Source organism: Salmonella sp. SJTUF15570 (genome assembly GCF_043357055.1).
GTDB classification, from domain to species: domain Bacteria; phylum Pseudomonadota; class Gammaproteobacteria; order Enterobacterales; family Enterobacteriaceae; genus Salmonella; species Salmonella enterica.
In genome coordinates this window covers 36,185-61,958 of record NZ_JBEUKJ010000004.1, presented here as the reverse complement: position 1 = coordinate 61,958, position 25,774 = coordinate 36,185, and the positions used below count along the sequence as shown (strand labels likewise).

The window sequence follows — 25,774 nt, the reverse complement described above, 5'->3', positions numbered from 1 at the left end:
CAAACCAGTGGGATCGCTTGTCTTTAGGGTATATGTGAAGCACGTCACCATAAAAAAGTCATATGTTGAATAATATTTTCATCTGGGTTATCAAGATGTAATCAGAAGATTGTTCTTTTACTATTAACGGAGTGGTTATGCGAGTTGTCATCCTGGGGAGTGGCGTAGTTGGCGTGACCAGCGCCTGGTATTTGAGTCAGGCGGGGCATGATGTCACCGTCATCGATCGCGAATCCGGCCCGGCGCAAGAAACCAGCGCGGCGAATGCCGGACAAATTTCACCGGGATATGCGGCGCCCTGGGCGGCCCCTGGCGTACCGCTGAAGGCGATAAAATGGATGTTCCAGCGCCATGCGCCGCTGGCGGTGCGTCTGGATGGCACCCCGTTTCAACTGAAGTGGATGTGGCAAATGCTGCGTAACTGCGATACCCGGCATTATATGGAAAATAAAGGCCGCATGGTGCGTCTGGCGGAATATAGTCGCGACTGTCTGAAAACGCTACGCGCCGCGACCGGTATCGAATATGAAGGCCGCCAGGGGGGAACGCTACAACTCTTTCGCACCGCGCAACAGTATGAGAACGCCACCCGTGATATCGCCGTGCTGGAAGATGCCGGGGTGCCGTATCAGCTCCTGGAAGCCAGCCGACTGGCGGAAGTTGAACCCGCTCTGGCTGAGGTTGCGCATAAATTAACCGGCGGACTGCGCTTACCGAATGATGAAACCGGGGACTGTCAGCTCTTTACCCAGCGTCTGGCGCGCATGGCGGAGCAGGCGGGCGTAACCTTTCGCTTTAATACTCCCGTGGAAAAATTACTGTACGAAAATGATCAGATTTACGGCGTGAAATGCGCCGATGAGATCATTAAAGCAGATGCGTATGTCATGGCGTTTGGATCGTATTCGACGGCGATGCTTAAAGGCATTGTTGATATCCCGGTGTATCCGCTGAAAGGCTATTCATTAACCATCCCAATCGTCGAGCCAGACGGCGCGCCGGTATCGACGATTCTTGATGAAACCTACAAAATCGCTATTACGCGTTTTGATAAGCGTATTCGCGTGGGGGGAATGGCGGAAATCGTGGGCTTTAATACCGACTTACTGCAACCGCGCCGCGAGACGCTGGAGATGGTTGTGCGCGATCTCTTTCCGCGCGGCGGTCATATTGAGCAGGCCACATTCTGGACCGGCCTGCGCCCCATGACGCCGGACGGCACGCCGGTAGTAGGACGCACCCGTTATAAAAATCTGTGGCTTAATACTGGACACGGCACCTTAGGCTGGACGATGGCCTGCGGTTCAGGCCAGTTGTTAAGCGATATCTTGTCGGGTCGCACGCCAGCGATACCCTACGACGATCTGAGCGTGGCGCGATACCGTTCCGATTTTACGCCCACCCGCCCGCAACGTTTGCATAGCGCGCATAACTGATAAAGGAAGTGAAATGACCCGCCCTATACAGGCCAGCCTTGATTTACAGGTAATGAAACAAAATTTGGCTATTGTGCGCCGGGCGGCCCCAGAGGCGCGCGTCTGGTCGGTAGTGAAAGCCAACGCCTACGGCCACGGTATTGAACGCGTCTGGAGCGCGCTGGGCGCCACAGATGGTTTCGCTATGCTCAACCTTGAAGAGGCGATTACCCTGCGTGAGCGCGGGTGGAAAGGGCCGATATTAATGCTGGAGGGGTTTTTCCATGCGCAAGACCTGGAGGCATATGACACTTATCGGCTGACCACCTGCATCCACAGTAACTGGCAGTTGAAAGCGCTGCAAAATGCGCGGCTTAACGCGCCGCTGGATATCTATGTCAAAGTCAACAGCGGCATGAACCGACTCGGTTTTCAGCCTGAGCGGGCGCAGACCGTCTGGCAGCAATTGCGGGCAATGCGCAATGTCGGTGAAATGACCCTGATGTCACATTTTGCTCAGGCCGATCATCCGGAAGGTATCGGGGAAGCGATGAGGCGTATTGCGCTGGCGACAGAAGGCCTGCAGTGTGCATACTCGTTATCAAATTCGGCAGCGACGCTGTGGCATCCCCAGGCGCATTATGACTGGGTCAGGCCGGGCATTATTTTGTACGGCGCGTCGCCGTCAGGACAGTGGCGGGATATTGCCGATACCGGACTAAAACCCGTGATGACGCTGAGTAGCGAAATTATTGGCGTGCAGACGCTGAGCGCGGGTGAAAAAGTAGGCTATGGCGGAGGGTATTCTGTGACTCAGGAACAACGCATTGGCATCGTCGCGGCGGGTTATGCCGATGGCTATCCACGCCATGCGCCGACCGGGACGCCTGTGCTGGTGGACGGTATCCGTACCAGAACAGTAGGCACCGTTTCAATGGATATGCTGGCGGTGGATTTGACGCCGTGTCCGCAGGCGGGAATCGGCACGCCGGTTGAATTATGGGGCAAAGAAATTAAGGTCGATGATGTCGCCTCTGCGGCAGGCACGCTGGGCTATGAGCTACTGTGCGCCGTAGCGCCGCGCGTGCCGTTTGTGACAACGTAACCTAATTCAGGCTAAGGCGTCGACCGGTCCACTGGGGGCGGGTCGACGTTGTCCGGCGACCTTATTCTGCTTCGTCTTCGGCGACGCGTACCCCAATCTTGCGTACCACGTTATCTTCTTTTTCAGCTACCGTCCAAATCATGCCGCCAAACTCCACCTGATCGCCGACGACCGGCGCAGCGCCTAGCAGTTGCTGTATGATTTCACCCAGGGTTTGTTGTTTATCCCGGTATTCCGTTCCTTCTTCCAGCCCGTAGATAAGCGCCACGTCGGCGAATTTCGCATTCGCTTCGAGGATAAAATCGCCAAAGAAACGCTGATCTAACGAAACCGGCGGCGACTGGCTAAACAATTTGCCCAGCGCTGGCAGATCGCGCTCCCGGCCAATCACGCAGAGTACGTCGCCTTCCTGCAGGCGAGTGCTACCCGTGGGGTGAAACAGTTCATTATTGCGAAATAGCGCGGCAATGCGGGTTTCGTTCGGCATATGCAGGTCGCGCAACGCCGCGCCGACGCACCATTTGTCGGCGCTCAACTGATAGATGAATTGCTCCCACGGATTATCAGGATGGATGTCAAGCCCCACGCGCGATACTGGCCAGCCAACCGGAGGCACGACCACTTTGGCTCTCTTCGCCGCCCATGACAGCGATGTTCCCTGCAGGAGCAGCGACACCAGTACCACAAAGAAAGCGACATTAAAGAACAGGCGAGCGTTTTCAAGCCCGGCCATCATCGGGAAAACGGCGAGAATAATCGGCACCGCGCCGCGCAGTCCGACCCAACTGATGAAAATGCGCTCCCGAAGATTGAAGCCGCGAAAAGGCAGCAGGCCGGTAAACACCGACAATGGGCGGGCGAAGAAAATCATCCAGATAGAGAGAATAAGCGCAGGGACGGCAATCGGCCACAGATCGGAAGGCGTCACCAGCAGTCCCAGGACCAGGAACATGGCGATCTGCGCCAGCCAGGCCAGTCCGTCAAAGTTTTGCAGGATGCCGTAACGGTTGCGAATCGGACGGTTTCCTAACAGGAATCCGCACAGATAGACCGCGAGAATGCCGCTGCCTTCAAGCGCGGTCGTCAAAGCAAAAATCAGAATACCGCCGCTGAGTGCCAGCATCGGATACAGGCCGCTGGGCAGAGAAATACGGTTGATCATCTGCTGTAGCAGGTAACCGCCGCCGAGGCCAAAAACAATACCGAGACCGAACTGCTGGATAATATGGACGGCAAACATCCAGTCCAGACCGGTTTCATGTTTCTGGATCATCTCAATTAATGTAATGGTCAGAAAAACGGCCATCGGGTCGTTACTTCCCGATTCGATCTCCAGCGTGGAGCCTACACGTTCGTTTAGCCCTTTGCCGCCAAGCAGAGAAAAGACCGCTGCGGCGTCAGTGGAACCGACTATCGCGCCGATAAGCAGACCTTCGATAAGATCCAGATGAAACAGCCAGGCGGCCATCATACCTGTTAACCCCGACGTGATCAGCACGCCGAGCGTCGCCAGCGACAGCGCGGGGCCCAGCGCTACCCGGAAAGAGCTGGCCTGGGTGCGCATGCCGCCATCGAGTAAAATAATCGCCAGCGCCAGGTTACTGACCATATAAGCGAAAGGATAATTATCGAAAGGAATACCGCCAATGCCATCCACACCCGCTAACATCCCAATGGCGAGAAAAATGACCAGAATCGGGATACCCAGTCGCGATGAGAATGAACTTAACAGGATACTGCTGGTTACAAGGATGGAACCTAAAATAAATAGACTAATAATTGTTGCAGCATCCAACGTTTTATATCTCCTGACTCACACGACTTCGTATTATTTAACATTAACATAATAACGGCCAGGGCAGCGTTTTACTTAGCCTGTCGGGGACTTTTTTTACAATTGCAGCGTAGGATGGCCAGATAAAGTGAGTTGAGTCCCCTGGCGCGTATTTTTAAGCGTCGCGTTTGCCCCGATAGGGAGCGTCACCGTACGCTGTTCATGCCCGAAGTCGAGACCGGTAATCAGCGGAACGGACAGACGGGAACGTAAAAACGCGTAGACGCTCTCCAGAGAATAGCCGGCGTCATACTCGTTGGGCGCCGCGCCGCTAAAGCTGCCGAGAACGATGGCGCTCTGGCGGTTTAAAATTCCGGCATACTCCAGTTGCAAAAGCATACGCTCCACCCGGAAAGGATGCTCATTGACATCTTCCAGCACTAAAATTCCTTTATCGATAGTCGGCATCCAGGGCGTACCGATAAGGGAAATCAACATCGCCAGATTTCCGCCCCATAAGGTGCCTTGTACGTCGCACTGAGGGCCGTCGCCTTGCCACCCTACGGTAAATTGCGCCTTGCGTAGCGCCAGCCAGAAATGTTGCTCGGTGAACGTATTCAGCGTTTCGGCGCCAAAATTTGCCGCCAGCATAGGACCGCTAAAGGTGATGACATTGGCCTGCGCCAGGAGTCCAGCCTGAATCGCCGTAAAATCGCTATGACCGCAAATCAGTAAGGGATCGCGCTGTTGCCGGGAGGCGAGCGCCTGCCAGTCGATACGATCCAGCAAGCGGCTGGCGCCATAGCCGCCGCGAACTGGCATGACGATCGTATCCGGCGAAGTTAGCGAGGCCAGCGAATTAACATCGGCCAGCCGTTCCGCGTCCGTACCGGCAAAACGCTGATAGCGGCGACGAATCACCTCGTCATTCTCCACCTGATGACCCGCGTCAGTCAGGCGCTGAACGCCGCGTAACGCGGCCTGTTGGTTAATACAGTAGCCCGAGGGGGCGATTAAATGAAACAGAGACATGGTAATTCCTTGCTGACAATAGAATGCAAATGTATATCATGCCGCATATATTAGGCGATGTCCCTCGTTGTGCGACGTTTCTGGATGCGCACCAGGGAGGCAACCTAAGTGCCTGGCCGGGGCGGTTATAACCTCTTCGACAGATAAGTTACGGCTATAAGGATAGATGACGTGAAATTAAGATGGTTTGCTTTTTTGGTAGTAATACTGGCTGGCTGTAGCTCAAAACAGGATTACAGGAATCCGCCGTGGAATGCCGAAGTGCCTGTAAAGCGTGCGATGCAGTGGATGCCCATCAGTGAAAAAGCCGGGGCGGCATGGGGGGTTGATCCGCATTTAATCACCGCGATTATCGCCATTGAATCCGGCGGCAACCCTAACGCGGTCAGTAAATCCAATGCGATTGGCCTGATGCAGTTAAAGGCGTCGACCTCCGGGCGTGACGTTTACCGTCGTATGGGCTGGCGTGGCGAACCGACCACCAGCGAGCTGAAAAACCCTGAGCGTAACATCTCAATGGGCGCGGCGTATCTGAGCATTCTGGAAAATGGGCCGCTGGCCGGCATCAAAGATCCGCAGGTGATGCAATATGCGCTGGTCGTCTCTTATGCTAACGGCGCAGGCGCGTTATTGCGTACTTTTTCATCCGACAGGAAGAAGGCGATAGAAAAAATTAACGATCTGGATGCGGACGAGTTTTTTGAACATGTTGTTGATAATCATCCCGCGCCGCAGGCGCCGCGCTATATCTGGAAGCTTCAGCAGGCGCTGGACGCCATGTAGTTTAGCGTGAAGATTATTCTCGCACTTTATTCGCTCTTTCTCGGGCGTCGCGCTCAAGCGAAAAAATAATCCGCTGCAACTCCCGCTCCACCGCCGGGCTAACGTTAAGGAAACGAAAGCTCAGGCGGGGAGTGGTGATCGTTTCATTTTTCCCATCAATCACCTTACGCTCGCTGATGGCGATAAGCTGGGCGTCAACGTGAAAAATCCCCCATTGCCCCATGTTCAGTTCAACCTGCGAAAAGCGCGCGCCTTCGATTAGTCCGTCGGGGATGGCGGATTCCAGTAGCGCGCCCATGCCGCCCAGGGAAAGATCAAACAGGCGAAAACGTAACGTACGGGTGTCCGGTAGCGTGGTGACGCCGTAATAAGGCGGATACAGCGGCGCGCCAATACGAAAATACTCCCGGCGCTGGACAAACCACAGTGACGACGGCAGGGGCGTGATAAAGGCCGGCAGCCGCTGATATTCACCTGTAACGAGTTGCGGCAACGTGAACTCGACTTTTGCGCCCTGCGTTTCTGCGATAATGGCTACCTGCCCGGCACGTAATACGGCGCTATTTTCATATTCCTGGCTGCCGTAATCCACGATGAGTTTTTCCGGGTCTACCGCCAAAATTTTACTGATGAATTGACCATGCGCCCATGAAATACGCAGTGGAACCTGATTTTTATTTAAATCCCGTAGCACGCCTAATATCGCTAATGGATTTTTTTTCAGGAACTGCTCATTGTAACCACTCACACGAAATAACCCCTGATACGCAGACTATCGTTGGGTTATCGGCATCGGTAGAAAGAACTTAATAGCGATAAATAAATTTTTATGTCCGCGAGATAAATCAGTGTTCAGAAATGCGACGCTCGACTTTGCCTATACTTAAAACGTTTTTACTGGAAAGAGGGTTTGCAAATGGGAATTATCGCCTGGATTATTTTTGGTTTGATTGCCGGCGTTATCGCCAAATTGCTTATGCCGGGGCGCGATGGCGGGGGATTTATCCTGACCTGTATTCTCGGTATCGTCGGGGCGGTCGTTGGCGGATGGCTGGCGACGATGTTTGGTATTGGCGGCAGTATCAGCGGCTTCAATCTGCACAGTTTCCTGGTCGCCGTGGTGGGCGCGATTGTGGTGCTGGTGATTTTCCGCCTTCTGCGACGCGGCTAACCGCTGCAGAACGTGTAAGCGTTGACCCGGTCAGCGCCGGGTCAACCTACTATAAACACGCGTTACTGCGTCGCTGCAGACGGCGTTTTTGTCGGCGTTGCGCTTAACGATGCCGGACGAGTAGACGGTACGCTATCGCACGGTTTTTCCTGCGGACAAATCAGATCGAGCATTTTCAGCGTCACGCCGTTGGTCCAGCCAAAGCCGTCCTGAAGGGGATATTCGCCGCCGCCACCGCCGGTTCCGGTACTGCTGACATCATATTTTTCGACCAGTTTTTTCTCGCGATCGTAGGTGTGCTGCACATTGGTTAAAAAGCGCCAGGTGACTTCCATTGCCACGTCATCCTGCCCATAATTTTGCAATCCTTCGGCAGCGACCCATTGTAACGGCGCCCAGCCGTTTGGCGCATCCCACTGCTGTCCGCTTTTAACCGAGGTGGTAGCCAGCCCGCCAGGCTGTAGCAGATGCGCCTGAGCCGCCGCTGCCACTTTCGCGGCGCGATCTTTCGCGGCGGCGTTTACATAGAGCGGGAACAGCGCGGCAGCGGTGAGTTGGTCACGGATTTTATTGTTCTGCAGATCGTAGTCGGCATACCAACCCTCTTTGTTATTCCACAGATGCATTTCAATGGCTTTTTGCCGCGCGTTGGCCAGCGCGTCATATTGCGAGGCTTCGGCCCGATCGCCCGCCGCAGCGCTGGCGCGGGCGAGGGTTTTCTCCAGCTGATACAGCAGAGCGTTAAGATCGACAGGGACAATCGTGGTGGTACGAATGGTACTGAGCTGCTGCGGATTATCCATCCAGCGGGAGCTGAAATCCCAGCCGGAGGCGGCGGCAGATCGGAGGTCCCGATAGATCTCCGTTGCCGGGCGGTTGGGGTTGCTTTTGGCGGTAGCGATATCTTCAACCCAGGATTCAGGGCGGGGCGTATCCCGATCGTCCCAGTAGCGGTTGAGAACGCTGCCGTCTTCCAGTTTGACGACGCGTTGGTTTTGTTGCCCTGGCTGCAATGTCTCAACGCCCTCCATCCAATAGGCGTACTCTTTTTGCAGTTGCGGCAGGTATTCTTTCAGCGCATCGTCACCTTCATGTTCCGCCAGTAACTCAACCATAAACGCAAAGAAAGGCGGCTGCGAACGACTCAGGTAGTAGGTACGGTTGCCGTTGGGAATATGCCCCCAGGCGTCAATTTCGTAACCAAAGTTCGCCACCATATCCGCCACCTTATCCCAGTGCCCGCTTTCCGCCAGCCCCAGCATCGTAAAATAGCTGTCCCAGTAGTAAATCTCTCTGAATCGCCCACCCGGTACGACATAGGATTCAGGCAACGGCAAGAGCGAGCCCCACTTTTCGACGTTTTTAGTTGAACGGGTCAGCACCGGCCACAGGCCATCAATATGTTCACGCAATGACTGCCCGGCAGGCGGGACATATTTTTCACCCGCTTTCGGCAGGGTGAAGTTAACATCAACAAAATGACGCAAATCGAAGCCGGACTGGTTCCGCTGCATACGATAATCCGCAAGAATCATGAGCGGATCGCTATTAGGTATGGCGTCAGCAAAGGTTTTCTGATCGGGGAAGAGTTTTGCATTCTGGACATCATTAAAGAGCGGGCCAAGCAAAATATCCGGCGGCTGCGGAGTTTCAGTGTCGGAAGACGGGTCTGCGGCAGTCGCCGAAAACGATGCAAACGTCAGCAGCGTCCCTGCCAGCGCCAGTTTTATGGCTTTCTGCAGTAGAACAGAACGGCGAATCTCTGGGGGTATCATCAAGTTATCTCCTTAGCGGTGAGCCAAAGCCAACGGCATTTACCATGACAAAACCTTAGTCTACGATGACCAGATACGCGTGATTGAACCGCTATTTTGCGAACAAACAGACATTTTATTGAGACAGAATTTATCGGCGCGCGCGTGGAAAACGGGGTATACAGACAAAAAATCCACGCCGGGACGTGGATTTTAGCGCAATGATTTGTCGCCTTAACCTGGATAGATACCGCGATCTTTACGGGCCAGCAGAATGCGCTCACAGGCGACAATATAGGCTGCGGTGCGCAGAGAACAGGATTTCTCAGCCGCTTTCTCCCAGACATGGACGATCGCGTCGGTCATGATTTTGTCCATGCGCGCGTTGATCTCTTCTTCGCTCCAGAAGAAGCTGGCCATATCTTGTACCCATTCGAAGTAGCTGACGGTTACGCCGCCTGCGTTACAGACCACGTCAGGCACCACAAGGATACCACGGCTGGCCAGAACATCATCAGCATCCGGATAGGTCGGGCCGTTAGCCCCTTCCAGCACCAGCTTACACGTCAGGGCTTCCGCGCGCTGACGAGTTATCTGACCTTCAAGCGCCGCCGGGATCAGAATATCCATCTCCAGACGCCAGAACGCATCGCTGGCGATAGTTTCCGCGCCCGGGAAACCGGCTATCTGTTTGTGTTCTGTCTGCCATGCCGTGAGCGCCTTCATGTCAATACCGGTGGCGTTAAACAGGGTCGCGGTATGATCCTGAATCGCCACGACACGGGCGCCAGCGCCTGCAAACAGACGCGCGGCTTCGCTGCCGACGTTACCAAAACCCTGAACCGCAACGCGAGCGCCTTCAACGGCAATATTCGCCCGACGTGCGGCTTCCAGCCCGCTGACGAAAACGCCGCGCCCCGTCGCTTTTTCACGGCCCAGCGAACCGCCAAGATGGATAGGCTTACCGGTGACGACGCCAGTGACCGTCGTGCCATGATTCATGGAATACGTATCCATCATCCAGGCCATCACTTTACCGTTGGTGCCGACATCCGGCGCAGGAATATCTTTCTGCGGCCCGATGATAATGCCGATCTCGCTGGTATAGCGGCGGGTCAAACGCTCCAGTTCACCTTCCGACAGCGAGAACGGATCGACGCGGATACCGCCTTTAGCGCCGCCGTATGGCAGGTTCAGCGCGGCACATTTGATGGTCATCCATGCTGACAGGGCCATCACTTCATTGAGATCAACGTCAGGATGGTAGCGAACACCGCCTTTACCCGGACCTCGGGAGAGGTTGTGCTGCACGCGATATCCTTCGAAATGGCGAATAGTGCCATCATCCATTTGTACCGGAATATCGACGATCAGAGCGCGTTTTGGGTGGCGCAGAGTATCCACCCAGGGGGCTAACTCGCCCAGATAAGGGGCCACACGCTCGATTTGTTGCAGGTAGGTATTCCAGGCAGATGTGCTGCTATCTGAAGCGTAAGATAACTTATCCATGATAAACCTTAGTGATAAAAGTAATATGTTCTTTAATTGACCGTGGTACATAGTAGATCACACCATGTAGCGATAAATTTAACACTTTTTTAAACAATTAACTCAGATCAAAAATGGCAGGCAGTTGGATTTTCGTTATGATTTTGGATGAGAAGTGGTTAACTATCCGCTATAAGAGGTGATATATCGCTAATTATGCAATTAATTGCTTAAATATGCGTGATATGTGCAAGGCGGCTATTTGTCATAATTATGACGCACCTCTAAAAGTAAAGATTATGATAACGACATGTATCAATGTTATGTCGTCCTGTCGGCGGGGAAACGTCTTCGCCAGGCGCGTAAAAAGATAAAAATAACCGGAGTCAGACGGCGCTGACCCCGGGTTACCTCTTTATTGTTGACGCGACTCAAGCCACACCAGCACCAGCGTCGACAGTGAGCACATCAGCAGAATGCCGACAAACCACAGTAAATACCACATCGCTCCCGCTCCCTAATAAAGTTCATGATCGTTGCGGCGGAGGGTCTCCAGGTTGATACGCCCCAACATTTTGTAATAGCTCCATAGCGTATAGAGCAGTACGATCGGCAGAAAAATCAGCACAATCACCAGCATGATTTCGAGCGTCATCTGGCTGGAGGTGCTGTCCCACACCGTCAGGCTGGAGAGAGGACTAACACTCGACGGCATCACAAAAGGAAATAGCGTTATGCCGGCGGTAAAGATGACGCAGGCCTGGGTCAGGGAAGCGAACAGAAATCCACGAATAGTCTGACCGCGAAGGCAGGCATAGAAAGCCAGAATCGGCAGGATCATACCGAGCAACGGGATGATGAGCAGTAGCGGCGAGCGTATAAAGTGGTTCATCCATGCGCCAGGGAGTATCGCCACGCCTTTTAAGAGCGGATTGGAAGGACCGTTGGCATCCTGCGTGAGTAAGACAAAGCCATCAACGCCGGCCCACAGCCAGTAACCGGCCAGCAGGAAGCAGATCACGATCAGCAGCGCGCTGTGGCGGGTGGCCGACAGAGCCCGTTGACGAATAACGCCCTCCGTTTTCAACTGTAACCAGACGCCTCCTTGCATAATCACCAACGACAGGCTCAATAATCCACACAGTAGGGCAAAGGGCGAGAGTAACTGCCAGAAGGTGCCAAAATAGTCAACATGAAGCTGCGGCGTGAAGGCAAACGGCACGCCTAAAAACAGGTTGCCGAACGCGATGCCGAATACGACTGGGGGCACCAGGCTGCCGATAACCAGACCGGTATCCCACAGCGCGCGCCAGCGGGCATTGGCGATTTTACCCCGATAATCAAAGGCCAGCGGGCGAAAGAAGAGGGCACACAGCACCAGGATCATCGCCACATAAAAACCGGAAAACGCGGCGGCATAGACCCGTGGCCAGGCGGCGAATAATGCCCCGCCCGCGAGAATCAACCATACCTGGTTTCCTTCCCAGTGGGCGCCGACGCTATTGATCAACACCCGGCGTTCGTCATCGTTACGCGCTATCAGCGGGAGCAGGCAACCGACACCCATATCAAACCCGTCAGTTACCATAAATGCCACCAGGATGACGCCGATCAGCAGCCACCAAATGAACCGCAACGTTTCATAATCCAACATGATTGTCTCCTTTATCCCTGTTGTTGCGCTTGTTGTTGATGTTGCATGGCGCTCGGCCCAAGACGCGCGTACTTCTGCATCAGATAGACTTCCGCGATTAAAAACAGGGTGTAAAGTCCGAGGATAAGCCCCATTGAGAAGGCCAACTGGCCCGGCGTCAGCGCGGAGTGAGCGTACCAGGTCGGCAGAATGTCCTGAATCGCCCAGGGCTGACGGCCAAACTCCGTCATAAACCAACCGGCTTCAATGGCAATCCACGGTAACGGCAGGCTCCACAGCGTCATACGCAATACCCAGCGATGCTGGTCGATACGCATTCGCAGCGTCTGTATCAACGCAATCAACATCACCACTAACAGCAGCGAACCGCAGCCGACCATAATACGGAAACTCCAGAACACCGGCGCCACCTGAGGAATAGCGCCACGCTGGGCCGCACGATACTGCTCCGGCGTCACATGGTTCATATCCGGGGCATATTTCGCCAGCAGAATGCCGTACCCCAGATCGCCCTCAACGGCGTGAAACGCATTCAGTACCTGCGGCGAGCGATTACCTTGCGATATCTCCTGCATGAGCAGCCAGGCCTCCCGGCCACGCTTCAGGCGCGGCAGCGCGTCGTCCATCAGGTTTTTTAACCCCGGAACCGGCGTATCCAGCGAATGGGTGGCCAGAATACCCAGCAGAGCAGGGATCTTCACGGCAAATGCATTACGCTCCTGTTCCTGCTGCGGCCAGGCAATCAGATGAAACGGCGCGGGCGCGGGTTCGGTTTGCCATTCGCCTTCCATCGCCGCCAGTTTCACCGGCTGAATTTGGGCGACCTCGTAGGCCGAACTGTCGCCCAGTTGCAGGGTTCCCAGAATGGCCAGGGTGCCGAATACTGAGCCGATAGCAAACGAGCGCAAGGCCACCTCACGCTCGCGGCCACGTAGCAGATACCAGGCGCTAATGGACATAATAAACATGGCGCCGGTGACATAACCGGACATGACGGTATGGACGAATTTCACCTGGCTCACCGGGTTAAAGACCAGATCGCTGAAGCTGCTCATTTCCATCCGTAATGTATCGATGTTGAAATGAGCGCCGGTAGGATACTGCATCCAGCCATTGGCATTCAGAATCCATAATGCTGAAATATTGGAGCCGAAGGCCACCAGCCAGGTGACCAGCAGGTGTTGGTATTTATTCAGCCGCTGCCAGCCGAAAAAGAACAGGCCGACAAAAGTGGATTCGAGAAAGAAGGCCAGTAACGCTTCCATCGCCAGCGGCGCGCCGAAGATATCGCCCACATAGTTGGAATAGAGCGACCAGTTAGTCCCGAACTGAAACTCCATGGTCAGGCCGGTAGCCACACCGAGAGCAAAATTGATCCCGAAGAGCTTGCCCCAGAAACGCGTCATATCGCGGTAGACGGTTTTCCCCGTCACCACATAGATCGTCTCCATGACGGCCAGCAAAAAAATCAGCCCAAGCGTAAGAGGAACAAATAAAAAGTGATACAGCGCGGTCAGCGCAAACTGCCAGCGCGATAAGTCAATGACATCCCACATGCTAACTCCTGTAGGCAGAAAGAGAGTAAAAAGCTAATCAGTACCGGACACCGGTGACGTTCCTGTTGAGAGCGCTAGCGCGTCTCCAGCCATCGGCAGACTTCATCCAGGCGCTGGCGCGAATCGGCCAGATCTTCCGGGGCCGCCAGTACCAGCTCCGGCAAAGGACAAATCTCATAGCTATCGAGCAACGGCCCTTTAAGGGCATCCAGACAGCGTACATGCCAGAGATGGCGCAATGCTGTGGCGTTGATTTGGCTTTCGCCATACCCGGAGATGCGAATCTGGATGTTCCCGTGTCCGCATAAACGCGCCAGAAAAAGACGATCGGCCTCGCTGAGCGGCAGTTGGGTCAAATTGATGCTGTGAGGTTGCAACGCCGGATCGCGTACGTGCGCCAATAACTCATGGGCCAGCGGCAGTCCATTCATCAGGCCAGCGACAGGCGGAGGCAGCAGAGAGTCGTCAGGCAGCGTATCGGCAGTCGCCGCTTGCCATAATGTCAGGGGCGCGCTACCTGCTTCCAGACGATCCGTCAGCAGACGTCGGTTATGCAGATGGCGTACCCGCCACAGGCCGCAGAAGATAGTCTCCTGGATCTCGCTTTCACTCCCGTCCGGATGCTGAATGCGTACCGAGACTTCGCCTTCGCCCAATAGCGTATTGAGGAATGAGAGATCATCGGCATTCAGGGGAGATAACTCCCATCCCAGCACGTCGCCGACTTCCGGAATGCGCCGGGCAAGCTGACCTCGCAGATCGGTCAACAATGCCATCACCGCCGGGCTGTGAGCGCAGCGCTCCAGCGCCGCCATACTTGGGTCGCCATTGACCTGACAGGTGAGCGGTAGGGGATTCATCGAGAAACTGGCGTCATCAGGCTGCGTGCCTGGCCCCAGCAGATGAAAAAAGGCGTTGCTCATTGTGCTGTCTCCTGCGCTGCGGGAGTATCAACCATCGAACGCATCAGCGTGAGCAGTTCAGCCCAGGGATGAATGCCGCTGAGCGCGCCGCGTAGCTCGCCGTCTGTAAAAACCAACGTCGCCGGAAACCGACGTACATTAAAGCGATCGCCGATAGCTTCGCTTTGTTCAAGGTCGGCCACCGCCACCTGCCAGTCAAACTGCGGGAACTCACGCAGGAGTTCGGCAATCATCACCGGGTTATCGCTGACTTCCGGCGTACGCCGCGGATCGCTACTTAACAGGACGACGCCATCTCCAACCCGTTTGATCCAGTCGTCTACCGTAGAAGCCTCTACCGGTTGCCATCCACGGGTTAACAGGCGTTGCCATAGCGCAGAGAACGGGGTGTCATTCGCCACTTCTTTTGTCCTCCAGACGTGTCTGATACTGACGTATGCGCACTCCCTCATAATTTTCCATCGACAGGCATTTATAGTTCAGGCAGCGTGCGACCTCGTTTGCCTGCGGTACGATCCCCCAGGCGGCCAGTTGCGCCAGGGCGGCCTGTTCCGCCGCCGGTAGCTGGCTGCGAGCTATTTCGCTCAGGCTACCGCCATAGTCGTCCAGTTGCGCCGGTTGCAGACCGACCAGCGCTATGTGACAGGGCAGATGCTCGCGGATGTCGGCCAGCGCCAGAACTTCGGAAAAACTGTTTTGATGCAGACTCATTTTTTTGGCGCTGAGATACGCGGGGATTTTCTCGCCGGCATAGGTTCGCAGGCTGCCCGGCGCCAGGCCGTAATCGATCGCGTCAAGGAGCAGGAGATGGCTGGCTTGCTCAACATAACCTAACAGGTTTAGCCCTTGCGTACCGCCGTCCACAATTTCCACCTCTTCAGGCCAGTGATATCGGGCATACAAACGCTCCGCGACCCGGATACCGAATCCTTCATCGGCCCACAGCAGGTTTCCTAACCCCATCACCACTACGCGTTGCGCATTCATGAGGGCTCCTTGTCGTGCGGTTTGGGGAATTTATGGCTGCGATAGCCATTGATCATGGTGGAGATCACCGTATCGTCGGACATAATGTCTTCCCGGATAGCGAGGTAAACGTGCCCGACGATGAAGGCGGCGATCAGCCACATACCCAGTCGGTGCCAGCTGTGAATATCGATGGAGTTGCCGCCGGTCCAGTAGAAAAATTCAACCACATAGCGGAACGGCGCAAAGATCGCGTACTGGCTATGCTCGCCAAACAGAGCGAAACCGGTGAGGATCATAAATACCGACAACAGGAAATAGCCGAACATCGCGGCCTGCGCGACAGGGTTATGTCCGATGTCGCTCCCCGGTTTTTTCTCCAGAAACAGATACCAGCGGACCACGGAGAAAGCGCCTTGCCACCAACTGCGACGCCAGACCGGGACGATAAACAGCTCTCGCGAATAGCGGTTGCCGACACAGGCCCAATAAATTCGCCCCAGCAGTAACACGGTAAAGATCATCGCGGCGGCAAAGTGGATCAGCCGGATATAGCCCATGTAAAACAGATAGGTCGCCTCGCCACTCACCGACGGCAAGGGCCGGCCAATGAAGTAGCCTGTTACCATCAGTACCAACATGCAGGCCACCGTTAGCCAGTGCCACAGGCGTACCGGCGCTTCAAACACATAGTGGCTGACGGCAGTATCACGCGCCTCCCCGACGCGTGGAGATAGCTTTCCAGTCATCGTTCTTTTCCTTAACGCTTAGCGTACCTGGACGGCAATCAGTTCGCTGCCGTCGTCGCCGAGCACGTGGGTTGAACAGGCGAGGCAGGGGTCGAAGCTGTGCAGCGTCCTCAGGATTTCTAACGGTTGGTCGGGAATCGCCATTTGCGTTCCCATCAATGCCGCTTCATAGGCGCCGATCTGTTTTTTAGGATCGCGCGGGCTGGCGTTCCAGGTGGTGGGGACCACGCACTGATAGAGTTCAATCTTCTGATCGCGTATTGACGCCCAGTGTCCCAACGCTCCGCGAGGCGCTTCGGTAAAACCGATGCCGCGGCAGTGCTGCGGCCAACTGGCCGGTTCCCATTTCTCGGTATTGGCGGTGGCCAGGTCGCCGTTTTTCAGGTTGGTCATAAGCCTGTCGAAAAAATACTGCAGCTTACCGACGGCCCATTGCGCTTCGTGCGCGCGGCATAAAATACGGCCAAGCGTAGACTGGATACCGGAGAGCGGCAGTTTAAGGGCGGACATCATGCGATCTACCGACTCTATGGTGGCGGCATCCCCTTTGTGGTACGCGATAAGCGTTCGGGCAAGCGGGCCGACTTCCATGGCATGACCCCGCCAGCGCGGCGCTTTAATCCAGGAGTAACGTTCCTGCTCGTTGAGCTGCTGGATATGCGTATCGCTGCCTTTGACATCACCGGGGTTGTACCAGGGATCGGTAATGCCGTCAAAAGGATGACGCCCCAGCCGATCGTCCGGATAGCGGTACCAGGCGTGATCCACAAACTCCTGTATCTGCTGCGGATCGGCCAAATCTACCGGCATGACATTTTTAAAATCGCCATTGACCACCGCGCCGCCCGGCATTAACAGGCTTTGCTGGCTGAAGTCGTTGGCAATGTCCGGAAATGCGCCGTAACTCAGCACGCATTTATCCGACAGACCGGTGCCAATTTGACTCCATGCTTTATTGAACTGGCCGATAGCCAGCGCGTCCGGAACCATCACGTTGTTAATGAAGTCGGCGGTGCGGGTGATGATCGACTGCACCAGGTTGAGGCGCTCCATATTGATAGCCCCGACCGCGCCGCTTTGATCGAGATTGATCGCGCACGGCATCCCGCCGACGATCCAGTTAGGATGGGGGTTCTTACCGCCAAATATGGTATGGATTTTGACGATCTCTCGCTGGAAGTCGAGGGCTTCAAGATAGTGGGCAAAACCCATCAGATTAGCCTCTGGCGACAGTTTGTACTGTGGATGTCCCCAATAGCCGTTACGGAATATCCCAAGCTGGCCGCCATCGACAAATTTCTTCAATCGATTTTGTACGTCAAAGAAGTAGCCCGGCGATGACATCGGCCAGGCGGAAAGGCTTTGCGCCAACTGCGAGGTGGCGCGCGGATCGGCTTTCAGCGCATTCAGAACATCAATCCAGTCCATACCGGCTAACTGATAAAAATGGACCAGATGATCGTGACACCACAACGTAGCCAGCATGATGTTACGTATAATATTGGCGTTATCCGGCACCTGGATACCAATCGCATCTTCGATAGCGTACACCGATGCCAGAGCATGTACCCCGGTACATACACCACAAATACGTTCAACAAACGCCCAGGCGTCACGCGGGTCACGGCCTTGCAGAATGATCTCCAGCCCGCGGAACATCGTGCCGCAGGAAACGGCATTGGTAATGACGTTTTGCTCATCAATGTTCACTTCGCAGCGCATATGCCCTTCGATGCGGGTAATCGGGTCCACGATCAGACGACGGCCGGCGTCGTTAACGGTATAACCCTGGGTTTGATACTGGTTACTCATGCCTGTTTATCCTCATTGTCCGGCTGTTGTTCGGCTTGCGCTAACTGTTGTTTGTGGCGTTTACGTTGGTTGAGCGCGCTGGCGACAGCGTGACCGCCAACGCCCGCCGCGACCACGCCCAGCGCGGTCAGCCCCACCGTATCGGCGGTTGAATGGGTACCCATCTGGGGAATATCCACCACGCGGCTATAAAACGAGCCGCGATCCCAGAAACCATTTTCTGAACATCCCAGACATCCGTGACCGGACTGGATAGGAAAGGAGACGCCGTCATTCCAGCGTGTGGAGGAGCAGGCGTTATAGGTGGTTGGCCCTTTACAGCCCATCTTGTACAGACAGTATCCCTTGCGGGCGGCGTCATCATCCCAGCTCTCGACAAATTCACCGGCGTCAAAATGGGCGCGACGGTAGCATTTATCGTGGATACGCTGACCGTAGAACATCAGTGGACGGCCCATGCGATCGAGTTCCGGCAGACGATCAAACGTCACCATATAGGTGATAATGGCGCTCATGACATCCGGGATTGGCGGACATCCAGGGACTTTCACGATCGGCTTGTCGGTGATCACTTTATCGATAGGCGTTGCCTGGGTCGGATTGGGGCGGGCGGCCTGGACGCAACCCCAGGAGGCGCAGTTTCCCCAGGCGATAATAGCGCTGGCGCCCGCGGCGGCTTTCTTCAGTTTTTCAATAAACGGGCGGCCGCCGCTGATACAGAACATCCCTTGTTCTCCTAACGGCGGATTGCCTTCCACCGCCAGAATGTATTTCCCGGCGTAGCGAGTGGTAATATCGTCAAAGACTTCTTCGGCCTGTGCGCCGGCGGCGGCCATCAGGGTGTCGTCATAATCGAGGGAAATCAGCGAGAGGATCACATCTTTGGCTAGCGGGTGCGAGGAACGGATAAAGGATTCGGTACAGCAGGTGCATTCCAGTCCATGAATCCAGACCACCGGAATCCGCGGTTTATTCTCCAGCGCCCAGGCGATCTTTGGCGTCATTCCGGCGCCCAGTCCCAGCGATGTGGCGGCAAGGCTACAGAATTTGAGAAAGCTGCGTCGGGTCACTCCCTTACGACGCATGGCTTGATAAAAGGTCTCCTCGTTATTCATAACGCGTATTTTTTCTCCTTTTTGCACCACGCTCCGCCAGGGGCATAAGGCGCTTTTGCGGGTCCGTTGACGTTCCGCCAGCAAAGCAAATCATTGGGTTACGCGCGAGCGCGGAAACGAGCCCGATTCACTTTGCACCGGCGTATATCGCCAGAAATAATGTGAAAAAAGCGTATCGGATTAACGATAAGAAACAATGTGAAGTGTGTGGGTATAGCTTATAGCGGTATATTTATACCCATTATCGGTTTTTCGGCGAAAGGGCCGTGGCGGGGAAGGACGGTTGAGCTTGTTCCAGGATGAGGTTTTCAGTGAGCAACCTCGGGTAGATTTAGCCTGGTCTCGCCATTTCAGGGATACGTAAGTTGACGCAAAAGGAGGGAGGGTTTGATGTCATCGTTAAAAGAAGCATACTTCGTGATGATTTTTATATAAAATGATGGTGCTGGTTTTAAAGGAATGCAAAAAAGAGACCATTTGAAAGAGGGCGCCCCATGAAAAATAACATCAGATTTGACTTATCCGATTATTTGATTCATTTTTTTCGGGACGTTGATTTAGAGACCGGTAGCCATATTTATTTGCCTGAACACTGTGGTTTTAATAATCAGCACCACGCATGTTTCATTGATGCTAAATATTTACTTCGATTATCTTTACGCAGTCATAAAATTTTCTCGTCCTGGTCATACCGAAATGGGCAACGAACCGTATATGGTGACTCCCCGGTGGTATGCTTTACAGATATGCCGATTGCAGCTTATTTAGAAACTGGTGTTCGCCGATTAGAACGAAATGAAAAAATCGGTTTATATGCAATCGTTTTACCTAAAGAGCAAATGTTTAATTATGGGGCAAGGCCAGTCATATATGGGTTGGATGAGCATAACAATGCTCGATGCTCGCAAGGCAGAAACGGGGAACGTATTCTTGATGAAACGGCTCTTCCTTTAATTGAACAATATAGATATGTTACTTATGTTCCAGGTAAGATTGACTGGACACATGAACGCGAATGGCGATGGCCATATCGTGGCGATATTAAAAATTTCCTTAATCATATTAAAGAGTATGGTATTCCGGAAAACATTGAAAGCACCCCAGGGTTTGATTTTAAATCAAGCGAAATAAGTGGTGCGGGAATAATTGTTCCATTTGTAGAAGATATTCCTACCGTAGCTCACGATATTTTAACTTTAATTGACCGGGGTATCATTGGAAGAAATACTTTCAAATTCATTATAGCTGTAGAGAGTTTACAATCATGGACCCAGCTCTCGGAACCGGGTGCGTTACTGTCCTGTATTAATGACAATACTTTCGAATTTGAATCTTTTTTTGATTTATCTGCATCTAAAGTAAAAAATTATGCTGACTCTATCAATGATTATGTAAGTGAATTATTTTCAAAAAAAGATTTTTTAAATGATAGCTATGCAATGGAATTTGGAAATGCCTGGGTCTGGATTCATGATAACCAATCCCAGGTGGTACGGGCGTTACTGCAGGCTGGAATGATCAAGGTTAATAAAGAAGGGCGGTACTTATTAGATGTTAATTTGGCTTCTGTCGATTGGCCATTAAGAAGAAAAGAGGCTTTCGCAAGTCATGTTGCGGGATGGCTCAAACATCGTTTTGATATCGAAGCGGGAAGGTATTCCGTTCGGGGAAAAGATGATTATGATGCGATCCCAAGTTATGAGACGCCGCTAAAGGATCAGCATCCTTTTTATAACCATACAGTGAATGTCGACTGGTAATTAAGAAAAGAACTTACTGTAAATAGACTCGTTTTAGTTCCATGCATTTTTGAGATCCCGGCCAGATTGACCCTGGCCCGATCTCTGACGAAAACTCTGAATCTTCGATGTTTCCAATTATGAATTCCTACACCAGTCTTTAAGTATCAATGCATTGTACCTGGTGCGCTGCTATAACTGTGTAAGAGGGATTGACGCTTAGAGCCTATCCCATTAGAGCTATTTTACTTGCCATTTTGGTCCTGGGCAGTGCTCGCCAAAACGCGTTAGCGTTTTGAACGCCGCTTGCGGCGGCCCGAAGGGCGAGCGTAGCGAGTCAAACCTCACGTACTACGTGTACGCTCCGGTTTTTGCGCGCTGTCCGTGTCCAAACTGGCTGCGCCAATAACGCCTGGTGGGATAGGCTCTTAGTGTTAATGTACACCAAAGGTCGATGTGTTTACCGCACTTGTGGCTTGGTATGCAGTATGTATAATTATTGTGTGAATGTTTTCATAAATTGATTTGTCTCTTCTTTGGCCTCTTCTATTGATTTATGTTTATATATTTTTGATTGGTATGTGTATTTTTCTAACGCAGGTAAGTACTTAGAGACGTCGTTACCTTTTTTGAAATCTATAGGCATATGAATACTCGCATATAATATATTTATCCTCTGCGATGGCGTTAGCTCAGAATAATTTATACCTTGTTCATAATAAGAAAGCATCACATCATTGCAGATCCTGTCTTTATACGACTGCCCTATGTATGCGATGATAAGTCCATATATAAGTAGCAATCCAAAAGAGACACCTGCTTTGTGGCTATGAAGGAAATTATATTGTAGCCCCACAAAAAAAAGTACTTTTCTGATTAAAACAAGGATAAATGGTAAGGAGAATAAAAAACAACCGAAGTACATAATCACTTCGCCTGAATTCTGAAACATTTTATACCTTCCTGATAAATAATGGGTTAATTATCTGGTTAATATTCGTTGCCTATTATTTCTTTTATAAAAATAGACGATTCATTGAAATTTTTTTTGAAGTTGGAGTAATTGCTAAGTGTTTTCGGTATGCAAAAGATGACTCGCCCATTTTTTACTATGGCATAATATCTTGGATACATTAGTGCTTCTTCTTTTGTGTTTGGAACACCGTCATAGTCTATTTTTTCATCAATAGAGTCAAGTTGGCTAAATAAAAAGACTCTTTTCCTTAGCAACGTATTATGAACAATAGCATTTTCATATATATCAAGTGAGATTGTAAGACTCAATGCAGCAAATGAAAGTAATGCAATGATAGAAATTGTTAATATTGCTAATGACAAGCCTTCCAGACAATATAAAACAAGACAAAAGAGTGGGATTGCAGGGAGGTAAGTGACCAACGGGTAAAAACGATCGATTTTTAAATGTGATATGATATTCTGAGGATATGTGACATGGTCCTGAACGCCCTTGTTAAAGATAATGCTGTAAAGCGTCAAACTATTGTCAATTTTATCTATTGCTTTAGCTTTTATTCTTTGTGTGAATATAAAAAACGTTATCAAAAAGGCAATAAATAAGAAAATGATTAAATTAGAAATAAAACTATCCACGGCATCATCCTGTATATCTACCGAAATTTCTATGGTCACTATTCTACTATTATTAATGAATGTCAATCTAAAATTGATGATGGTGCGTCCAGCCGGTTGGATTTGATCAAAAATAAAACTTTCGGTATTTCTCTATAGTCACAGAGCAAACAGGGTTGATTCTTTGTTAAAAAAACATCTCAATATTTTAATATGAATTCCTTCACGCGATTCTTAGAGTATTACAGTCTACGATTTTAATGATTTTTTATTCATTCATTATGCGTATTAAATTAATGGCAGTGCAATCGCAAATTATATTTAGTTTCAGAATTGCAAAATGATTATAATTTTGTAGTTCATGCAGTTGGCCTAAGATCCTCGGTGGCGAGTGTAGGGGGAACGCCTGAACAAGATCTGAGGCTATGTGCGATACTGTGATATGAGTTAACCCAAACAGGCCATACGGTATCTATACCTTTCTAAAAAGCTTTTCGCTGGTATAGAGTCAAAACCTTAGACGAAACAACATTCACACTATGGCCCGGGCAGTGCGGCATTGCGTATCGGTGAGCATAACGGGGCCTTGTTTATTTATTATACCGTTCTTGTACTTACTTAAAATGAAGATGGAAAAATGTTGTACTCATTTTTGACAGCATTGTTACGAGATGAGTTGAGACATTATGAAATGAAAAATCCACGCAATGGCGTGGATTTTATAGAGTTTTACCGTTGTTCTGAGATTCAATGAAACCTCATAAGACAACGAATGTTATTTAGACGTTGAACAGGAAGTTCATTATATCGCCATCTTTAACGATGTAATCTTTGCCTTCCGCTCGCATCTTACCGGCTTCTTTCGCGCCTTGTTCACCTTTATAGGTAATAAAGTCGTCAAAAGCGATAGTTTGGGCGCGGATAAAGCCTTTTTCGAAGTCGGTATGGATTTTACCTGCTGCCTGCGGCGCGGTTGCGCCAACCGGAATGGTCCATGCGCGAACTTCTTTCACCCCGGCGGTGAAATAGGTCTGGAGGTTCAGCAGGCGATAACCTGCGCGAATAACGCGGTTCAGCCCCGGCTCTTCCAGACCCAGTTCAGCCATAAATTCGTCGCGCTCGTCATCATCCAGCTCAGCAATATCAGCTTCGACGGCGGCACACACCGGAACCACGACCGAACCTTCTTTGGCGGCGATTTCGCGAACCTGGTCTAGATACGGGTTATTTTCAAAACCGTCTTCATTGACGTTAGCGATATACATCGTCGGCTTCAGCGTCAGGAAGCTTAAATAACGGATAGCCGCTTTATCTTCGTCCGTCAGGTCCAGCGAACGCAGCATCCCCGCTTCGGCCAGGTGCGGCAGGCATTTTTCCAGCGCGGCCAGTTCCGCTTTGGCGTCTTTATCGCCGCCTTTGGCTTTCTTCTGTACGCGATGGATCGCGCGCTCGCAGGTATCGAGGTCAGCCAGCGCCAGTTCGGTATTGATAACATCAATATCTTCTGCCGGATTTACTTTACCCGCCACGTGGATGATATTGTCGTTCTCAAAGCAGCGAACCACGTGACCGATAGCTTCGGTTTCACGGATATTGGTCAGGAACTGGTTACCCAACCCTTCGCCTTTGGATGCGCCTTTTACCAGACCGGCGATATCCACGAACTCCATCGTGGTTGGTAGAATGCGTTGCGGTTTAACAATCTCAGCCAACTGGTCCAGACGCGGATCGGGCATCGGCACGACACCGGTATTCGGTTCGATAGTGCAGAACGGAAAGTTTGCCGCTTCAATACCGGCTTTTGTCAGCGCGTTGAACAGGGTGGATTTCCCGACGTTGGGCAGACCGACGATACCGCATTTGAATCCCATGATTTAACTCACCTTAATATCTTAATAATCAATCTGTTATAGAAAACAGATTGCAGAAATGGAAATAACTTCGCCTATTATACACGGCGTGCGGCAAAAATGCCGCACATCACTGGTTATTGCGCCTTAAAGGTATGCAAACGGCTTGTTGCTTTGGCCAGACCCTCTTTGAACCACAATTCCGTACAGCGTGCCGCTTCGTCAATGGCCTCATCAATTAATTTTTGTTCAGAAACAGGGGGTTTACCCAGCACGAAACCAACAACTTTATTTTTATCGCCTGGATGACCAATTCCAACGCGTAAGCGGTGAAAGTTGGGATTATTGCCCAGCTTGCTGATGATGTCTTTCAGACCATTGTGGCCGCCGTGGCCGCCGCCAAGTTTAAATTTCGCCACGCCCGGAGGGAGATCCAGCTCGTCGTGAGCGACCAGAATTTCGTCCGGCTGAATACGGTAAAAACTGGCCATTGCGCCAACTGCTTTACCACTGAGGTTCATGAACGTGGTGGGTACCAGCAGGCGAACATCTTCCCCTTCCAGCGTGATGCGTGAGGTATAGCCAAAGAATTTAGGCTCTTCACGCAACGGCGCGCGCAGGCGCTCCGCCAGTAAATCGACGTACCATGCGCCTGCATTGTGTCGCGTCGCGGCATATTCCGTACCGGGATTCGCCAGACCAACAATCAATTTAATTGCCACGTTTTTTGTCCTGAGTAGATCCATAACTGGCGCGTAGTTTACTGTCTGTCTGCCCGCTTGACAAAACAGAGCGACACTCTGAAGTAAATTAAATAATTGCCAGCATTGATTATTAAAAATGTAAACTGTTCAGTGTGTTATTTGTAGAGTTTTGTTAAATGAAACTTTACATTTGTGATCACAGCCGCACTTACAAACGGAAGTGTTGTCTATACTTTACACATAAAGTTTAGGGGTATTTCCTAAAAACAACCCAAAAGTTCCGGAGGTGACATATGAAACGCAAAAACGCTTCGTTATTCGGTAACGTGCTGATGGGGTTGGGGCTGGTCGTGATGGTTGTCGGCGTGGGTTACTCTATTTTAAACCAACTGCCGCAGTTTAATTTGCCGCAGTTTTTTGCGCATGGCGCAATACTGAGCATTTTTGTCGGGGCAGTTCTTTGGCTGGCAGGGGCTCGTGTAGGGGGGCATGAGCAGGTGAGCGACAAATATTGGTGGGTACGTCACTATGACAAACGTTGCCGCCGTAACGACAATCGTCGTCATAGCTAACCGGTTCAGGCCCGGTAAGCGT

At 51.9% G+C, this 25,774-nt stretch carries 24 protein-coding genes; 6 read left to right on the top strand and 18 right to left on the bottom strand.

Translation table 11 applies throughout. The features are described 5' to 3' along the window. Positions 1–137 precede the first annotated feature (137 nt). Both ABVN44_RS08995 and dadX read left to right on the top strand, forming a co-directional pair. Positions 138–1,436, top strand: a complete 1,299-nt coding sequence (locus ABVN44_RS08995) for a D-amino acid dehydrogenase (protein WP_001266935.1) — start codon at positions 138–140, stop codon at positions 1,434–1,436. 13 nt (positions 1,437–1,449) lie between these two features. Then, positions 1,450–2,520, top strand: coding sequence for a catabolic alanine racemase DadX (gene dadX / locus ABVN44_RS08990; RefSeq protein WP_023232592.1), 1,071 nt, complete (start codon positions 1,450–1,452; stop codon positions 2,518–2,520). A gap of 61 nt (positions 2,521–2,581) precedes the next feature. Here dadX and ABVN44_RS08985 read toward each other — a convergent pair whose 3' ends face one another. Next, positions 2,582–4,315, bottom strand: coding sequence for a potassium/proton antiporter (locus ABVN44_RS08985; RefSeq protein ID WP_000338376.1), 1,734 nt, complete (start codon positions 4,313–4,315; stop codon positions 2,582–2,584). A gap of 96 nt (positions 4,316–4,411) precedes the next feature. Then, positions 4,412–5,326 (bottom strand): muramoyltetrapeptide carboxypeptidase, encoded by a 915-nt coding sequence (gene ldcA, locus ABVN44_RS08980; RefSeq protein ID WP_023232591.1) that lies wholly within the window; start codon positions 5,324–5,326, stop codon positions 4,412–4,414. A gap of 171 nt (positions 5,327–5,497) precedes the next feature. Here ldcA and emtA point away from each other — a divergent pair, with 171 nt between their 5' ends. After that, positions 5,498–6,109, top strand: coding sequence for a membrane-bound lytic murein transglycosylase EmtA (gene emtA, locus ABVN44_RS08975; RefSeq protein ID WP_000776974.1), 612 nt, complete (start codon positions 5,498–5,500; stop codon positions 6,107–6,109). A 13-nt stretch (positions 6,110–6,122) separates the two neighbouring features. Here the strand turns inward: emtA and ycgR are convergent, their stop codons facing one another. Beyond that, on the bottom strand, positions 6,123–6,857 hold the full coding sequence (gene ycgR / locus ABVN44_RS08970; protein ID WP_020438150.1) for a flagellar brake protein YcgR: 735 nt from the start codon (positions 6,855–6,857) through the stop codon (positions 6,123–6,125). Between the two features lie 168 nt (positions 6,858–7,025). Between ycgR and ABVN44_RS08965 the strand changes: the two genes are divergently transcribed. Further along, complete coding sequence (locus ABVN44_RS08965) at positions 7,026–7,280, top strand: GlsB/YeaQ/YmgE family stress response membrane protein (RefSeq protein WP_000511320.1); 255 nt, start codon at positions 7,026–7,028, stop codon at positions 7,278–7,280. A gap of 62 nt (positions 7,281–7,342) precedes the next feature. Here the strand turns inward: ABVN44_RS08965 and ABVN44_RS08960 are convergent, their stop codons facing one another. The 11 genes from ABVN44_RS08960 to hyaA form a co-directional block, all read right to left on the bottom strand. Next, positions 7,343–9,055: an alpha,alpha-trehalase gene (locus ABVN44_RS08960; protein WP_023232590.1), complete on the bottom strand. Its 1,713-nt coding sequence runs from the start codon at positions 9,053–9,055 to the stop codon at positions 7,343–7,345. Between the two features lie 213 nt (positions 9,056–9,268). After that, positions 9,269–10,543: a Glu/Leu/Phe/Val dehydrogenase gene (locus ABVN44_RS08955; protein WP_045343573.1), complete on the bottom strand. Its 1,275-nt coding sequence runs from the start codon at positions 10,541–10,543 to the stop codon at positions 9,269–9,271. 394 nt (positions 10,544–10,937) lie between these two features. Further along, positions 10,938–11,027 (bottom strand): cytochrome bd-II oxidase subunit CbdX, encoded by a 90-nt coding sequence (gene cbdX / locus ABVN44_RS08950; RefSeq protein WP_000270306.1) that lies wholly within the window; start codon positions 11,025–11,027, stop codon positions 10,938–10,940. Positions 11,028–11,039: 12 nt separating this feature from the next. Further along, positions 11,040–12,176 carry a cytochrome d ubiquinol oxidase subunit II gene (gene appB, locus ABVN44_RS08945; protein ID WP_000888110.1) on the bottom strand — a complete coding sequence of 379 codons (1,137 nt, stop codon included), beginning with the start codon at positions 12,174–12,176 and terminating at the stop codon, positions 11,040–11,042. Positions 12,177–12,187: 11 nt separating this feature from the next. Next, on the bottom strand, positions 12,188–13,732 hold the full coding sequence (gene appC, locus ABVN44_RS08940; RefSeq protein WP_023231887.1) for a cytochrome bd-II oxidase subunit 1: 1,545 nt from the start codon (positions 13,730–13,732) through the stop codon (positions 12,188–12,190). Between the two features lie 74 nt (positions 13,733–13,806). Further along, the gene (locus tag ABVN44_RS08935; RefSeq protein ID WP_000063377.1) at positions 13,807–14,655 is read right to left on the bottom strand and encodes a hydrogenase expression/formation protein; all 849 of its coding nucleotides are present in this window, start codon (positions 14,653–14,655) and stop codon (positions 13,807–13,809) included. Further along, positions 14,652–15,056 (bottom strand): hydrogenase-1 operon protein HyaE, encoded by a 405-nt coding sequence (gene hyaE / locus ABVN44_RS08930; RefSeq protein WP_023231888.1) that lies wholly within the window; start codon positions 15,054–15,056, stop codon positions 14,652–14,654. Before hyaE ends, ABVN44_RS08935 begins: the two co-directional genes overlap by 4 nt. Continuing rightward, positions 15,046–15,642 (bottom strand): hydrogenase 1 maturation protease, encoded by a 597-nt coding sequence (gene hyaD, locus ABVN44_RS08925; RefSeq protein ID WP_023231889.1) that lies wholly within the window; start codon positions 15,640–15,642, stop codon positions 15,046–15,048. The genes hyaE and hyaD overlap by 11 nt, the downstream gene beginning before the upstream one ends. Beyond that, positions 15,639–16,370 carry a Ni/Fe-hydrogenase b-type cytochrome subunit gene (gene hyaC, locus ABVN44_RS08920; RefSeq protein WP_000147031.1) on the bottom strand — a complete coding sequence of 244 codons (732 nt, stop codon included), beginning with the start codon at positions 16,368–16,370 and terminating at the stop codon, positions 15,639–15,641. Before hyaC ends, hyaD begins: the two co-directional genes overlap by 4 nt. An 18-nt stretch (positions 16,371–16,388) precedes the next feature. Continuing rightward, the gene (gene hyaB, locus ABVN44_RS08915; RefSeq protein ID WP_000070982.1) at positions 16,389–18,182 is read right to left on the bottom strand and encodes a Ni/Fe-hydrogenase large subunit; all 1,794 of its coding nucleotides are present in this window, start codon (positions 18,180–18,182) and stop codon (positions 16,389–16,391) included. Next, the gene (gene hyaA / locus ABVN44_RS08910) at positions 18,179–19,297 is read right to left on the bottom strand and encodes a hydrogenase 1 small subunit (RefSeq protein WP_001058312.1); all 1,119 of its coding nucleotides are present in this window, start codon (positions 19,295–19,297) and stop codon (positions 18,179–18,181) included. Before hyaA ends, hyaB begins: the two co-directional genes overlap by 4 nt. 494 nt (positions 19,298–19,791) lie before the next feature. Here hyaA and ABVN44_RS08905 point away from each other — a divergent pair, with 494 nt between their 5' ends. Further along, a complete protein-coding gene (locus tag ABVN44_RS08905) occupies positions 19,792–21,057 on the top strand; it encodes a DUF4427 domain-containing protein (RefSeq protein WP_023231891.1) in 1,266 nt (421 codons plus the stop codon). A gap of 475 nt (positions 21,058–21,532) precedes the next feature. Here ABVN44_RS08905 and ABVN44_RS08900 read toward each other — a convergent pair whose 3' ends face one another. From ABVN44_RS08900 to pth, 4 genes are all read right to left on the bottom strand, one after another. After that, positions 21,533–21,988 (bottom strand): hypothetical protein, encoded by a 456-nt coding sequence (locus tag ABVN44_RS08900; RefSeq protein WP_023231892.1) that lies wholly within the window; start codon positions 21,986–21,988, stop codon positions 21,533–21,535. A 38-nt stretch (positions 21,989–22,026) separates the two neighbouring features. After that, complete coding sequence (locus ABVN44_RS08895; RefSeq protein ID WP_170873655.1) at positions 22,027–22,647, bottom strand: hypothetical protein; 621 nt, start codon at positions 22,645–22,647, stop codon at positions 22,027–22,029. 758 nt (positions 22,648–23,405) lie between these two features. After that, positions 23,406–24,497 (bottom strand): redox-regulated ATPase YchF, encoded by a 1,092-nt coding sequence (gene ychF, locus ABVN44_RS08890; RefSeq protein WP_000505850.1) that lies wholly within the window; start codon positions 24,495–24,497, stop codon positions 23,406–23,408. Between the two features lie 116 nt (positions 24,498–24,613). Then, positions 24,614–25,198 carry an aminoacyl-tRNA hydrolase gene (pth, locus tag ABVN44_RS08885; protein ID WP_023231337.1) on the bottom strand — a complete coding sequence of 195 codons (585 nt, stop codon included), beginning with the start codon at positions 25,196–25,198 and terminating at the stop codon, positions 24,614–24,616. A gap of 275 nt (positions 25,199–25,473) precedes the next feature. Between pth and ychH the strand changes: the two genes are divergently transcribed. Continuing rightward, a complete protein-coding gene (ychH, locus tag ABVN44_RS08880; RefSeq protein WP_000823878.1) occupies positions 25,474–25,752 on the top strand; it encodes a stress-induced protein YchH in 279 nt (92 codons plus the stop codon). Positions 25,753–25,774 lie beyond the last annotated feature (22 nt).